This window comes from Bacteroides sp. 519 (assembly GCF_010500955.1).
In the GTDB taxonomy this organism is placed as follows: Bacteria; Bacteroidota; Bacteroidia; order Bacteroidales; family Bacteroidaceae; genus Bacteroides.
This window is the reverse complement of record NZ_QVMJ01000018.1, coordinates 46,296-60,605: the sequence shown is the minus strand read 5'-3', so window position 1 is coordinate 60,605 and position 14,310 is coordinate 46,296. Positions and strand designations below refer to the sequence as shown.

11 protein-coding genes are annotated in these 14,310 nt (G+C 39.6%); 5 read left to right on the top strand and 6 right to left on the bottom strand.

Annotation, left to right across the window (positions count from 1 at the left end; all coding sequences use genetic code 11):
- Positions 1–12: 12 nt before the first annotated feature.
- Both D0T85_RS15040 and D0T85_RS15035 read left to right on the top strand, forming a co-directional pair.
- A complete protein-coding gene (locus D0T85_RS15040) occupies positions 13–612 on the top strand; it encodes a DUF3575 domain-containing protein (RefSeq protein WP_163214349.1) in 600 nt (199 codons plus the stop codon).
- Positions 609–1,469: a hypothetical protein gene (locus D0T85_RS15035; protein WP_163214348.1), complete on the top strand. Its 861-nt coding sequence runs from the start codon at positions 609–611 to the stop codon at positions 1,467–1,469. The genes D0T85_RS15040 and D0T85_RS15035 overlap by 4 nt, the downstream gene beginning before the upstream one ends.
- A 318-nt stretch (positions 1,470–1,787) precedes the next feature.
- On the opposite strand, the gene D0T85_RS15030 is transcribed toward D0T85_RS15035, so the two are convergent.
- Complete coding sequence (locus D0T85_RS15030) at positions 1,788–2,990, bottom strand: AraC family transcriptional regulator (RefSeq protein WP_163214347.1); 1,203 nt, start codon at positions 2,988–2,990, stop codon at positions 1,788–1,790.
- A 447-nt stretch (positions 2,991–3,437) separates the two neighbouring features.
- On the opposite strand from D0T85_RS15030, the gene D0T85_RS15025 reads away from it, so the two are divergent.
- Both D0T85_RS15025 and D0T85_RS15020 read left to right on the top strand, forming a co-directional pair.
- Positions 3,438–4,436, top strand: a complete 999-nt coding sequence (locus D0T85_RS15025) for a glycoside hydrolase family 43 protein (protein ID WP_163214346.1) — start codon at positions 3,438–3,440, stop codon at positions 4,434–4,436.
- A 187-nt stretch (positions 4,437–4,623) separates the two neighbouring features.
- The gene (locus D0T85_RS15020; RefSeq protein ID WP_163214345.1) at positions 4,624–4,863 is read left to right on the top strand and encodes a winged helix-turn-helix domain-containing protein; all 240 of its coding nucleotides are present in this window, start codon (positions 4,624–4,626) and stop codon (positions 4,861–4,863) included.
- A 128-nt stretch (positions 4,864–4,991) separates the two neighbouring features.
- Here D0T85_RS15020 and D0T85_RS15015 read toward each other — a convergent pair whose 3' ends face one another.
- From D0T85_RS15015 to D0T85_RS15005, 3 genes are all read right to left on the bottom strand, one after another.
- Positions 4,992–6,155, bottom strand: a complete 1,164-nt coding sequence (locus D0T85_RS15015; protein WP_163214344.1) for an OmpA family protein — start codon at positions 6,153–6,155, stop codon at positions 4,992–4,994.
- Positions 6,156–6,597: 442 nt separating this feature from the next.
- Positions 6,598–8,823: a TonB-dependent receptor domain-containing protein gene (locus D0T85_RS15010; RefSeq protein ID WP_163214343.1), complete on the bottom strand. Its 2,226-nt coding sequence runs from the start codon at positions 8,821–8,823 to the stop codon at positions 6,598–6,600.
- 21 nt (positions 8,824–8,844) lie between these two features.
- The gene (locus tag D0T85_RS15005; protein ID WP_163214342.1) at positions 8,845–11,172 is read right to left on the bottom strand and encodes a glycoside hydrolase family 3 N-terminal domain-containing protein; all 2,328 of its coding nucleotides are present in this window, start codon (positions 11,170–11,172) and stop codon (positions 8,845–8,847) included.
- Positions 11,173–11,410: 238 nt separating this feature from the next.
- Between D0T85_RS15005 and D0T85_RS15000 the strand changes: the two genes are divergently transcribed.
- Complete coding sequence (locus D0T85_RS15000; RefSeq protein ID WP_163214341.1) at positions 11,411–12,157, top strand: NUDIX domain-containing protein; 747 nt, start codon at positions 11,411–11,413, stop codon at positions 12,155–12,157.
- A 9-nt stretch (positions 12,158–12,166) separates the two neighbouring features.
- On the opposite strand, the gene D0T85_RS14995 is transcribed toward D0T85_RS15000, so the two are convergent.
- Both D0T85_RS14995 and D0T85_RS14990 read right to left on the bottom strand, forming a co-directional pair.
- Complete coding sequence (locus tag D0T85_RS14995; RefSeq protein ID WP_163214340.1) at positions 12,167–13,570, bottom strand: hypothetical protein; 1,404 nt, start codon at positions 13,568–13,570, stop codon at positions 12,167–12,169.
- Complete coding sequence (locus tag D0T85_RS14990) at positions 13,567–14,172, bottom strand: HU family DNA-binding protein (RefSeq protein WP_163214339.1); 606 nt, start codon at positions 14,170–14,172, stop codon at positions 13,567–13,569. Before D0T85_RS14990 ends, D0T85_RS14995 begins: the two co-directional genes overlap by 4 nt.
- Positions 14,173–14,310: the final 138 nt, after the last annotated feature.

Sequence of the window (14,310 nt, the reverse complement as noted above, 5' to 3'; positions counted from 1 at the left end):
CAGAACAAATTGATGAAAAAAATATATATACTGTTTTTGACTTTGTTCGTTTGTTGCGCTACGTTTGCTCAACTCAGCGGAGTGGGCATTCGTAGCAACCTTTTAACCTGGGCTGTAGGTAGCCCGGGTATTGGTGTTGACCTGAAGTGGAACAAACGTTATTTGGCAGCTGTTGATGGTAACTTCGGCGATTGGAAAATAGGAAAAGACGAAAGGCGTTTCCGCCACTCCAGTGTTGGTATGGAAGTCCGTCGTTATTTTTCGGATGGTACCCCTTGTGGTGTTAATCCCAATGGTGACCCTTACCGTGGAATGTATATTGGAATTGATGGTCGCTACCACGATGTAAATAACACCTGGTTTGGCAACAACAAAGAAGGTCGTTATATTACGGCTGGGTTGGTATTGGGATATACCTTCCGCATGATACACAGTGGTTGGAGTGTTGATGCCGGCATTGGTGCCGGTTACCAGCACCAGGACTATACCCGTTTCGAGTGGTATCCTCCTGTGGGTATGAATCGTAAAATAGGAGAGAAAACTAAAAACACCTTTGGCTTAACCCACCTCAGTGTGTCTCTTACGTACACATTTAATCTGAAAAAGCAATGAATCATTACACTATACGAAACGCGTTTTTATTGCTGCTGTTAGGCGTGATGCTAACGCAATGTCAGAAACATGAGTATTACGAAGTTCCGGCCACCGATCATCCAGGACAGTTGTTGGTGAAACCCGATGGTTTGCCCACTGGTGGAAGCTACACACTTATAAACTCGAAAGGCGAAACCGTAGGGCAGATTACTCCCGGTGTAGCAATCGATCTGGAAGAAGGCGACTATAAAGTAATCAGTGTAATACCTGCTGCAAATGTAGAGGTAGCTGGTACTACTGTTTCGTTGCCTACCACGGCTTCGGGCGAGGTGGATATGGCTCCCGATTTTCAAAGTTCTGTATTATATGTACATATAGAAAGAGATGAAGTAACAATGAGTAGCCCCGATTTGCAGAATATGACCCGTGAACTGGTAATCAAACCAGCTATCAGCGGACTTCCCAACAACGAGATAGCTAATATGAAGCTCACTTTATATGGTGTTGCAAATACCGCCAATGTTGAAAAAGGCTTTGGTGGGCAGGTATGGGGCGCATCTGCTACGCGCAATGCCAATGCTTTATTTACAACATCTGTAATCGATGAATTTGGTTCGGATAGTAATTTCAGGTTACGGTTGTTAGGTCTGGACTCATCTGCTAAAACCTCAGTTGGCGCACAAATTGTTTTGAAGAACGGAAAAACATTGGAGCTACCACCCATAAATGTTTCCTGGGATTCATTCAATATGGGTAACCCGTTAGATCCGGCACATTATCAGTTAGGAATGAAAATTGATGCCGTAACCGGAACTGTTACTGCAACAATTATTCCTTGGAAACCTGGTTATGAGGAGGAGTTAGAGGGGAATTAAAAAGACACACAAGAGGATCCTCATTCGCCACGAAGTGGCAGTTTAGTTCAGCCCCCAGGCAACGCCCAGTCATCAAGTTAAGAAATCCCGAAGGGATTGAATTTGAATAACCCCCAGTGAAGGGCGAAGCCCGACTGGGGGGATGCGTATCCCTATAACTCACAACGCCGAAGGTGTTGAACCCNGGGTTCAGACTGTGTATGTATTGACTTGCCCCCAGTCGGGCTTCGCCCTTCACTGGGGGTTATTCAAATTGAATCCCAAGGGATTCACCATGCGGATAGCTGGGCTAAATCGAACGCACTTTCAGCGCTTAACTTACAAACTCTGCGGCTCATCCGGGTTTTGGCTTAGTACATTTCTTTGCCACTCCCTGAAAGTTATCCCCTCGCATTGGCGAAAGGCACGGCTAAAGGCAGTTCCATGTGAGAAACCACACATTTCGGAAAGAGCTTCGATGGTAAGTGATGGGTTCTTTTGTACTTGCTCTTTGGCGTAGCCAATGCGTTTGTGATTTATAAATGTCCAGAAGTTACAGTTATATTCGTTTTTTATAATACGAGAAATATAGGTTCGGTTTGTACAAACCAAAGAAGCCACATCGTCAACCCTTAGATTTTTCTGCAGGAATATTCTATCTTCATCAATAACCTGATTAAACTTATTCAGAAGTCTATGATTGCCGCCATCGTTATCTGGTTCCGGCACTTCTTCGTCTTCCGTATTGATTAGTTCCAAAGCAAAATTTTGGGCAGTATAGTGTGCCTGAGAAACGTGGTAACAAATATAATATAGAATAACTCCAGTAGTAGTCAAAGCAACAGATACCCAAATATCATATTGAATAAAAAGCAGATAGCCCGACACACCGATACCCAATGTGAGTATTAATAATGCTATCAACCCCCATAACACAGCCCAATGGTGCTCCATTGATTTATCGTCTATATTCGAAAAGAAATCATCCAACTGTTTGCGATAGAATAATAAACGATGAGTGGCGTAAATAATCACAATCGTTACTTGTGCAAGCAACGATGAGGTGTAGCCATATGCGTTTGCTATCTTGTATATTTGAGTACATACTTTGGAGTTATCGTATACAATATATTCTTGGTTTTCTATTAAACTTTTCATAAAACTGGTAGCTTGTTCATTGCCCATCTGTAAGTAAACAATGCTCACAATTATTCCAGCTAAAATGGGTGGTGATAACAACAGTAGTGCCATTTTCGAACCCATCTTACTCTTATCGCCTGTTACTTCTCTGAAATATAAAAATATAACCGGAACAAAAGAAAGCGTAGTTAGACTATCGATAATATCTAACTTATAATAAAGGCTGTAGTCTTTGTTATCCTGCCAATAATATGCAGCTATACCCATAGAAATAGTAATAAGCCCCATAGCTACTGTCCAGATGTGTTGCGAACGTGAATATCTTTTCCAGTTCAGGAGAAAGAAAACCATCCAAAACATCGAAACAAAAAAAGGTATAAATATTGTACTGGTTTTAAACATGTTTTTAATGCTAATTCAGGTGTAAAATTACTCTTTTTTTGTTTGTGTTTCTTATAAGCAGGCTCATTTAGCATGCGTTTTGTTTGTTTGTTATCTATTTTGTTAATCTGTTAAGTTCATGTGGGCTGTTTTTAGTGCTATTGTTTGTCTGTTATTTGTTTTCTTAATCTGTTAAGCTTTCTCCAATTTATCTCTTCTACCTTTGCACAAATATCTATGAATTAATTTGAAACCTAACCTATTTTGACTTTGTTCGTTTGTGACGCTGCGTTTACTCAATTCGGCGGAGTTGAGTATTCGTAGCAATCTTTTTTAGATGCTGTAACACATATATGTAACATATATAAATGTTTGTGTAACAAAATACAGATTAGGATGGAGTTAAATGAATACATTTGTAATGTGGAAATGCTTGAGTAAAAACTAATAATTATAAAAACATCAATCATGAAAAAAATCACATTACTGATTTGCAGTATTTGTTTGCTTATGGGTTGCTCGCAACAGAGCACTAATCTCTCTACTTTCAAAAATACGGGAAACCCTTTGATTAAAGATAAGTTTACAGCCGATCCGGCACCATTGGTATACAATGGAAAACTTTACTTGTATGTAGGACACGATGAATATTACGAAGGACAAGATGCCGCTTCTGGTGGAAAAGAATTTAATATAACAGAATGGCTGTGTTATTCTACCGATGATATGCAGACATGGACAGATCATGGTTCCGTACTAAGACCAACCGACTTTGCATGGGGGATAGGCGAGGCTTGGGCATCGCAGGTTATTGAAAGAAACGGAAAATTCTATTATTATACCACCGTTCAGGCGGGCGAACCTTATAACAGTAAAGTTGTTGGTGTAGCCGTAGGAGATAGCCCAACGGGACCTTTCAAAGATGCCATCGGAAAACCGCTTATTACCGACGATATGACCTCGAATGGCCCTCGTGGTTGGTGGAACGATATTGACCCAACCGCTTTTATTGACGATAACGGCGAGGCATGGCTTTGTTGGGGTAACGGAACCTGTTTTCTTGCCAAGTTGAAACCAAACCTGATTGAAATTGATGGGCAGATTGAAGAGGTGGATGTGCCTAACTTTACAGAAGGTCCGTGGTTGCATAAACGTGGCAACATTTATTATCTGACTTATGCCTCGATGGGAGAAGGTCGGGAAACCATTTCGTATGCTACGGCTTCGTCAATGAAAGGCCCATGGACACCACATGGTGAACTTACCGGAATGGCAGAAAACAGCTTTACTATTCATCCGGGAATTATAGAGTTCAAAGACCAATGGTATCTTTTCTATCATAATGCCGTGCTTACTTTAGATGGACATGCCGGAGCAATCGGACGCCGCAGTGTTTGTGTAGATAAGTTGTATTACAATCCTGATGGAACAATGAAATATGTAGAACAAACCCCAAAAGGTATATAGTTTATACTTAGCACCTATCAATAAATGTCAAAAAATGCAGTCCGTAACCATTTAATCGCAAAAAGTGCTTTAAACAAAGTAAAATAATGGAATCGTAACAATTTTTGTCTTTTAATTATCAGAAACAAGCCTTATTTTTAGTGTATCAAACATTCATATTTTACTAACCCAAACTATAATTAAGGCTATGATGAAGAATAAAATTGGAGAACGGGCAGGAGAATTATGGCATCTCCTTGCAAACAGAGGAAAATTAGACCTTCGGGGAATAGGTGAAGCAACCCATTACGGACAGGATGTCATCTTCCTGGCATTAGGATGGTTGCTACGGGAAAACAAAATCCGGATTTCCAGTGTCAACGGAAGAATGTTTTATGAATTAGAAGAGAGCGCGAAAGCGCGAAGGCACGAAGGCGTGAAGGTGTAAAGGCGCGAAAGCGCGAAGGCGTAAAAGCATGAAGGCATGAAGGCGCGAAAGAAAAAGGCGCGAAAGGTTAACATTTCCTTTCGCGCCTTCATCCTTTTACGCCTTCGCGCTTTTACGCTTTCGCGCTTTTATTTCTTTCTTGGTACAGCAGTAAAGATAGCTACACGGTTCCAAGCATCGCTTGTAAACGGTTGAACTTTGTCACCGCTACCTTCGGTAGTAATACGTGAAGCATCAATTTTGTATTTGCTTACCAATATTTTCTTAACAGCTTCAGCACGTTGTTCCGAAATGCGTTGGTTTGTAGCAGCGCTACCAGTTGATTTGTCTGCATATCCGGTAATACGAACATCCATGTTCGGATTTTCCTGGAAGTATTTAGCAGCATTGTAGATGTTAATTTCTTGATTATCCTGCAATTGTGAGCTACCAATTTTGAATACTACAACAGCGTTCATTACTACTTCTTCATCAACAGTTTTTTCTACAACTACATCTGGTTTGCTTGCCAGTTTGTTTTTCAGGTCAGCAATTTCAGAGTTCTTTTCGCTGATTGTTGCATTGCGGTCGTTAACAAGTGATTGTTGTGATCTTACTTCGTTAACTAAGCGGTTAATTTCGTTAGGATCAATAGCTTCAACAGTATCAAAGCTGCTTCTTCCTAATTTAAATGTGATACCAGCCAAAACATTTAGTGTACCATCGTATTTTCTTCCTCTGGTTATTCCACTAAATTCGTCCGACATCAAATTACCTACTGCTTCCAGGTTTAGGTTAATGCGGTTGCTAACGCGGAAATCGAACATTAATCCTGCTCTTGGCACAATGCTGTTTGTTCTGCTCATGTTCATGTCTTCATTTTTGAAACCATGTACGTAACCAGCACCAAGCAAAGCATATAAGTTGAACGCTTTTTCGTGTGTATATGGAGTGAAAACGTTCATCAGGTTCAGCATACCGTCAAAGTTTACCTGTAGGTACTCTCTTTTATAAGTATCTTTTAATGCTGCACTGTAGTTGTTCGATCTCCATCCGCCAACTTGTAAACGGGCTCCTACTGCTGGAGAAAAATGTTTTCCTAACGAAAGGGCAACATGAGGAGCAATAAAGTCGGTAAGACTTGTTTTTTTGTGGTCTTCGCTAAAAGTTAAAGAACCACCACCCTGCAACTGAATAAACCAGTTATGTTTAAATGAATTCTGGATTAATGCTTTTCCTTCGGTAGGAGTTTCCTGCCCAAAAGCACTAGTAGCCATTAATAATGCAAATCCTAATAGGAAATTCTTTTTCATAATCAAAGTTTTAAATAAAAAAATATGTAATAAATGAAAAGTTTAAATGCATGGAGTAAATGATGAGGAATCATTGCAATAGTAGACACTAATAGTAGATACTAATGGTTTTATAGTCATAATTTTAATCTTAATAGGTTTGGTTAAATGCTTAGATACTAACATCTTAGTATCAATTAAATCTTAAATCTGTATCTTCAATAATCTTAATATGCTTATGAGGTTTTATTCTCTCTTTTAACCTCAATTCTTAATATTTCGCGACAAATATAAATCCTTTTTTCTATAAACAGAAACTAAAATCTGTTTTTTTAATGATTATTTCAAAAAACTGTTAACGAAAAAGCCTTATGTATAGGCGTAAAAACGCAGAGACACAGGTAGTTAATAGCTACTCTGTGCCTCTGCAATAAAATTGCTATTTGTTAATAGCCATGTCTGTTTAGAATCTATATTTCACTCCGAATTCTACAGTGAAAGGACGAATGTATGTTCCTGAAAGAATAGCCCCTTCCATATTTTGGGCTTCCTCTTTTGTGTATAAGTCGGCACCCGAAATAGTTCCCTGAGCACCACGTTGGTTCAACAAGTTTACAGCAGAAGCGGTTATTTCCAGGTTCTTGTTTACATTGTAATTCAGTCCGGCAAATGTTTCCCAACGTCCTTTGAAGTATAATGAGTTGGTAAGGTTAGCATATTCCTTGCTGAAATAGCGGGCACTGGCCCATATGCGTAGCTTATTCCATTGGTAACTAGGGTCAATTTCTATGAGCATTTTTGAAACACCTGTCACTGTGTTATCATTAAAGTTGTAATTAACCTGCGGTTGTCCCGAACCAAAATCAACAGTTCCCGAATAGTTTTTGTACTTGGGTGCCTGCAATGTAAACAGCAAATGAAGATTGAAGTTCTTGAATGGGGTTGCCATAACATCGGTAGTCCAGCCAATGGTTTCAATATCGTAAGATACGTTTTTGCGTACAACATCATTCACATTATTAGGATTGGTAAAGTTCACTGTCGAACGGTATTCGTCCCGTTTAATGTAGGTTGCTTTCGAAACCACACTAACCAAAGGGTGATTGTAGAACACTCCGAAGCCTGCTCCCGGTATTTTCGATTTTTTCAGGTTCGGGTTGTTCCCTGCCGAATAATTTTCAAGATGTCCTGCCTGCTCATTGTAGGTTGCCTCGGCTAACAAACCAAAGCTTTTAGTCATTTTGTAAACTCCGCTTATCATGAAAGCTTTGTTAAACCAGTCTTTGGTGATGTCTGTTTTCTTGTTGTCAAGATAGGCAATGTCATTCTTAATATCGTTATTGTTGATATAGTCTCCCCGCAGGCTTTGATATTCTAACCGGATACCTGCGTTGAGGGTAACAACGTCCGACACATCCCATTGGTCGGTAGCAAAAAGTGCAGTTTTGTTTTCTGTACCATTGTGGTACTCCATAATTCCGTAAACCTCACTGCCATTTACGCGTTTGGGGTTAACTTCGACTGTTTGTTTGTAAATCACTCCTTCGGTGGTGAACCGGTCAATGTCATATATCCACTGGTTAAGTCCTACTTTCCAATCGTGCCGACCCGACTTTTTACCCAGTTCAAACAAACTAGTAAGCGATTTTATAGGTGTCTTTCTGGAGGCCAACGCCATTACTCCTTGCAGGTTGGCGGTATGGCTGTTACCATTTTCGTCGGTATAGGTTTCTTCCTGAATACCAGTCATAAACGGAATGTATAATCCCGACTTAGCCGAGTGTAATCGTACAATGTAATTAAAATTGAGTCCGTTGTCGAATTTGTTTTTCCCAATAAAATCCAGTGTATGAGAGCGTGAACCGTAGTCTTTCAACGCGTCGCGTTCTACGATATTTCCAGTGTTGGCATCTCTGACATTAAATTTCTGGCCAACAATGTAATTATCACTACCAATCTTGAATCCATCAAGTTCCGACACGGAACCATCCAGATGATATTGGTACGGTGCATATTGCTGCATGGTCATTGATTTGGAATCGGCAAACTTATAGAAAGCAGATATACTTCCATTACCTTTGCCAAAGGTATAATCCTTGGTCAACGCCACTTTATAGAGTTGTGTTTGGTCGTTTACATACCTGTCTATGTTATTCTTGTTAACCTTATAGGTGCCTGGGTCGAAGTTTACAAATGCACCAACCGAATATTTGAAGCCATTTCCAAAAGAACCGCTAATATTTCCGGTACTGTTCAGCAACCCGAAGTGATTGGAGTTTAAGGATATATTTCCCTGAAACTTATCCGTTCCCAGGTTATCATATGTACCTACCGAAAAACCTACATCACCAATGTTGATAGCCGTTTGGCCCAGATCGAGCAGCTTCACCCCATTGGTCATGCCATCCATACGCCAGGATTTAAATGGCATTTCGGGCCAGAAGAAATACACAACAGGCAGGTCGTTTTCAAGAACAGTTGTTCCGCCTACACTGGCGGGAAGTCCGATATTAACATTACGCGGACCTGCATTTGCCGATGCAGCGTTAAGCATCACATTCCGGTCGCTACCCTGTTCGGTTGCAGACACTTTTAGAGAGTCGCTTTTAGCTTTGCTCTGTGCATTTGTGTTGATACATAGGGTTGTAAACGCAAGCAGTAATCCTATATTTTTTAATGTTTTTCTCATGGCTTGTCTGATTTTTGAATTTTATTTATTTCCGTATTTCTCTGTGCGTGCATCTTTTATCACACCTTTCCAGTTTAACCCGAATGCGAAGTCGTATACATTTCCTTCTGTATCCTTGTGGCAATCCATGTCAAAAGGTACATCTTCAAACTGCTTTTCTACAGTCGACATATTGGCAGGCATTTGCATAGGTAATAATCCCGATGGTTCGTATTTACCCGATATGATATCCAAAACAGCTTGTTCTTTTACCGAGAACCGAACCAGGATAGCATCAACCTTATCCTCAAATTCATTGAAAACCATTCCGCGGGATAGATTAGCAACCACTATCACAGGTTTATCGCCCATCATTTCTTTTGTATTCAGTACCATTTGCAGATCCATTGTATTCGATGCGGTAACAGTTTTTCCTTTGTACGAACGGTTTGTTATTGTTGGGGCTACAACAGGATCGCCTGCGGCAATGCTATGTGTGCGTGCATCTTCGGCAGTATATGTACCATATTGTAAAGTGATAGGAACATATCCGTTACCGCCTGCTTTATAGTCGTTTTTATCATATCCACCGCCATCGTTATTGCTATAAGGGCCCGAAATGAATACAATGGCAAAGTCTGCTTTTGATGGATCGTCTGTTATATTGTAATACTTCTGCAGAAGATCTGTATTTACAGGCATTTGCAGACTTTGTTTTGACCAGTTACCCCACCAATCTTTTACCGAAGGCGAATAAATTTCGGGAATATAAACTGTTTTCTTGTCTGTGATAGGTAGAATATTTCCTTTATTTTTAAGCATTACAATCGATTTGAGTTGAGCATCATAACCAGCTTGCATAAATTCGGGATTACCAACTATCCGGGCACTTTCCTGAGTATCGAGATACGGATTTTCGAATAAACCAAGGCGGAAAATGTTTTTCAGTAAGCGTACGGCCGACTGTTCAAATCTGTTTCGCATATATTTCCTGCCATGTTGTTTTACACCTATATTATAGGCTTCGATAACCGGCCCCATTTCATTGTTACCACCAAACTGATCCATACCTGCCATAAGGGCTATGTAATGTCTTTCGGCAACCGTTTTTGTTTCTACTCCCCAAGGTTTTCCAAGAAAGTCACCAGGACTTTTACCTTCATCTGCTGTTATCATCCAGTCGGTGCAAACAACACCATCGTAGTTATATTTCTCTCTTAGTAAATCTGTAATAATGTATTTACTAAATCCGTTCGCCAAATTTGTACCATCTTTTGCCTGATTATAAGATATGGTATAATAAGGCATTACGGCCGATGCCATCTTTGTTTTTCCATCCAGTTTAAATGCTCCTTCGGTAAAAGGTTTCAGGTGCGTTTCAAAGTTATTACCAGGATATACAGCAAACTTACCAAATGCCCAATGTCCATCACGACCACCTTCTTCGGGTCCACCGCTTGGCCAGTGTTTTACCATTGCATTTACACTTTTGTATCCCCATCCGTCGGCAATTTCATCTTTCCCGGTCGAAGTTTGAAAACCGTCGATATATGCACGTGCCATATCGGTTGCAAGTGCCGGACTTTCGCCAAATGTCATACTGGCACGATACCAGCGTGGTTCGGTGGCGAGGTCTATCTGTGGCGAAAGGGCTGTGCCTATACCCAAAGCACGATATTCCTGCGCTGCAATATGCCCGAAATTCTTTACCACGTCGGGGTCAAAAGTAGCTGCCATTCCCAAACCATCCGGCCAAACAGATATTTCACCACCTGCTCCCGCATTAAATTCGGCAACAGTAGAACCAGTTACCTGCCCGGAGTGGCGAGGGTCGGAACTGTTGTTGGCAGGAACACCCAATCCAATTCCTTCTACATAAGCCTGCATCTCGTTGTTCCATTTTGCAGCAATTTCGGGGCTTTGAACTCCTACCAGTAGTACATGGCGAAGATTATCGTCTTTCAGGAATTGCTTTTGAGCATCCGACAGATCCCACGGATTTGCACCACTTTGCGAAAAAGGCTTTCCGTTGTAAGTACCTGCTGCAAATCCAAAATCATTGGCAGGAACCGATTGATGTCCACTATACAACATCAGGCCGGCAATTTGTTCCACACTCATTTTCGAGGCTAAGTCTTTGGCGCGTTCGTCAACCGACAGGCGCCAGTCTTCGTATTTATCAAGCTTGCCATTCTTATTCAGATCTTTAAACTTAAGTCCGTCTACGGTAAGTATTTTTACACCCGATTGCATAGAATATCCTAATGCTGGTCCATTGTTATTGTTAACGATCTGGTAATTTCCCGATCCTTGCGAATAACCATTCACTGCTAACAGTGCGATTCCTATTGATAAAAAAACTTTTTTCATGGGTTCTATTTTTTAATTAATCTGCGTTAACATGACGCAAATATACGTAGTGAATTTAGTCGGATGCAAATTTTCTGCGTTAAAAATACACAGATATGTTTTCAAACATAAATCTGCGTTATTAAAACGCAGATTTATTCCGGATCCAATTTGATTTTCTTATTATGTTACTTGAAAATATACAGATTTTCATGTAAGTTTGTAGGCACTAAAAAACATATACCTACGTTATTATACAATGACAAGCATAAATTTATTTCACCCCTACACAGCAGACAATATACATCCGGGATTTTCGGTAGATTGTGTAGTATTCAGTTTTTATAAAAAGAAGCTGAGAGTGCTTTTAAATCAGTTTGATATAAGCAAATACTGGCAATTGCCAGGAGGGTTTATGATGAAGAATGAGAGTTCGGATGAAGCTGCCGCACGTATTTTGACTAATCGTACAGGGCTAAGTAACATTTATCTTAAGCAGTTTTACTTGTTCAGCAACCCACAACGAACAAAGATAGAGCAAAATGTAGAGTATCTGGATAAAGGACGGGAACCCGATGATGCCGGAAAATGGTTTTTACAACGGTTTGTAAGTTTGGGGTATTATGCTTTTGTTAAATATGAGGAAGTCAACCTGTCATTCGTAAAAGAGGATGTAACCAAATGGTTCGACATTGATCATCTGCCCGAACTGTATTCCGATCACGAGAATATCATTAAAACTTCTCTGGAAATAATACGTGCTATGCTTCCTGTAGTTCCGGTTGCCTACGAATTATTACCGGAAAAGTTTACAATGAGCGAAATGAGAAAAATATATGAAGTTTTTCTAGGTAAAACTTTGGACCGGCGCAATTTTCAACGGAAAATTCTATCAACAGGAATGTTGGTACAATTGGATGAGCCAGGGAATTCCAGTCCATATAATCCGTCGGTATTGTATTCGTTTGATAAGGATAGAAAGGATTTGGTTATGCCATTTTTTTAGAGTAGTCCATTACTCGTCAAGAAATTCTTCCCCAGTAAATGTATTGAGCCAGCCCTTTCTGCCATCGGGGAGCATAAAGCGAGCAAATACAGCATACACTTTCAGTTTGCGGTATCGTACATCGGTGTGAAGAGGAAACAGCCCCACCAAGCCATCTTTATCTAAATACATTCTGCGATCTCCATCCGGATAGTAATTAAAAATATCATCCAAATTGGCACATGGCTCTATATTGTCAAAAACAGGTGGTAATACCTGTTCCAAAGTGAGCGCGCTTTTGTACCCATATATGGCCAATCCATATTTTCCGTCTTTCTTAAACAGAAAATCTGCATGCTGAAAATGATTCAGGTCGGCTTGCCTATGCCAGTATGTATTCTTATTCCGAAAATATAGGGAATCAATATGAGGATTCCAAATACGAATATCGCCTGAATTCCCATTCGTGTTACGAATGTAATAGAAATCATCTTTTTTCTCTATAACGTAAGATGTGGCCGATGGGGGTATAACATCGTGTATATTGAGGTTGTCTAAGTGTTCGGGGTCTTTTCTTTGCCAGCAATCCTTGTTTTTTGCATAACGTACTTCCTCTCCCAATATACTAAACAATTTGTTATCAGCTATTCCTGTAATATGGTCATGCTGTATATATACAGTTCTCAGTTTTTTTATAGGCATTGGCTCCAGACTCAGTCCGAAGATAATGGGTTTGTTTTTCTTTTGTGTTACAAAGTTTCGATTTGCATAAACAATGGTGTCATATCTTTCTTCTGGTAGCACATTTACTCCAAGTCTGTTATACATAGCATATCCGTCGTCTTCTTTTTTAATCTGGTATTTTAATAAATGTTGGAAATTTTGTCCTCCAAAAAGATTAATCAGTTCCGATAATTCTTTTGTCGTTAATTTGCATGCTTTATTGTATGCTATAATTTCAGAAATTTTCCGGTCATGATAAGGATTGGTAATAACAAATCCTTTCTCCAAAGGAATTATGTACTGCGGCTCTTCGTTTAATAGTTTTATAACGTATTTGTTTGCCGTTTTTATATAACAAAACTCCAAGAGTTGCATCTTTCCTTGGCTCAACTTCCATTTCCGGGCACTACTATCATAGGAATAATGATAAATGATGAAATGATCTTTGTTGAATTTGGATAGTTCTATCCGTTCTTCTTTCTCTTCTAAGTGTATTGTATATCTTCTTTTTTCGAACAGTTGTTCAAATGTCTCGGGTTCGATTGTGACTATATTGTCAAGTGAAATCAACTCATTGTCCAAGTCAATAAAATCGATTCTTTTGGTTTCAATTACAGTTTGTCCCAACACTGTATTGTTGAAGATAATGAGACATATCAGAAAAGTTATGACCTTCAGGCTTATAATGAAAGTGTTGTTTTTTGAAGTCATTCCTCTTTCGCTTTTATATAATGTTTCTGGTTTCCTGTTCCCCGACTAACAATAATGCCCTTTTTAACGAAAAACGTTAAATCTTTTGTGGCCTTCCATTTCAGTCGTCCGGTTAATCTGGTGTAATTGGCAACGCTAATAAAATTATTCTTATCCAGATAATTCATTAACATCTGTTCCAGTTCTTCCATATTATAATTAGTAGATTGTTGAAAACCTATGGATGGAACACGTTGCAACTCACCGTTTAATGCTTTCTTAAAATTGTTTGATGGGCGGAAGTTGACATTATTAAATCGAATTGATGGGGCACGAATATCCGTTTTCTTTTCTACCAATCGGCCTTTTATTTTTCCCGTGAAATAACCAAACTCTCCTAATTCTACCCGGTAGCCCCGGTTTATCCAAGTGGTTGTTGTATCAAAGAGTGCTAAAAGTACTCCCTGAATATCAGCCTGACTAAAGCCAGTATGTTGAGCGGCTATTTTTACCACATCGTCGGCCGGAAGGGTGCCCACAGTAACCATTTGTGGGTAAAATACTTCTTTCTCACCTTCTTTGGTTGTAAGAGACGGTTTCTTTTTTAAATCATAGTAAGCCATAATCGTATAATTTATCAAGTGTATTGAGTATATATGAATCCCCCTATGGGGATTAAGAGTTGTGTCATTATGTTATTTTCTATTGATATGAATGCCCTACGGGCAACTGCACAGTCATGTTCGGAAGATTTTTTTCAT

Coding starts and splice junctions, on each gene's coding strand:
- D0T85_RS15040 (WP_163214349.1), top strand. CDS start 13: ATGAAAAAAATATATATACTGTTTTTGACTTTGTTCGTTTGTTGCGCT.
- D0T85_RS15035 (WP_163214348.1), top strand. CDS start 609: ATGAATCATTACACTATACGAAACGCGTTTTTATTGCTGCTGTTAGGC.
- D0T85_RS15030 (WP_163214347.1), bottom strand. CDS start 2,990: ATGTTTAAAACCAGTACAATATTTATACCTTTTTTTGTTTCGATGTTT.
- D0T85_RS15025 (WP_163214346.1), top strand. CDS start 3,438: ATGAAAAAAATCACATTACTGATTTGCAGTATTTGTTTGCTTATGGGT.
- D0T85_RS15020 (WP_163214345.1), top strand. CDS start 4,624: ATGATGAAGAATAAAATTGGAGAACGGGCAGGAGAATTATGGCATCTC.
- D0T85_RS15015 (WP_163214344.1), bottom strand. CDS start 6,155: ATGAAAAAGAATTTCCTATTAGGATTTGCATTATTAATGGCTACTAGT.
- D0T85_RS15010 (WP_163214343.1), bottom strand. CDS start 8,823: ATGAGAAAAACATTAAAAAATATAGGATTACTGCTTGCGTTTACAACC.
- D0T85_RS15005 (WP_163214342.1), bottom strand. CDS start 11,172: ATGAAAAAAGTTTTTTTATCAATAGGAATCGCACTGTTAGCAGTGAAT.
- D0T85_RS15000 (WP_163214341.1), top strand. CDS start 11,411: ATGACAAGCATAAATTTATTTCACCCCTACACAGCAGACAATATACAT.
- D0T85_RS14995 (WP_163214340.1), bottom strand. CDS start 13,570: ATGACTTCAAAAAACAACACTTTCATTATAAGCCTGAAGGTCATAACT.
- D0T85_RS14990 (WP_163214339.1), bottom strand. CDS start 14,172: ATGGCTTACTATGATTTAAAAAAGAAACCGTCTCTTACAACCAAAGAA.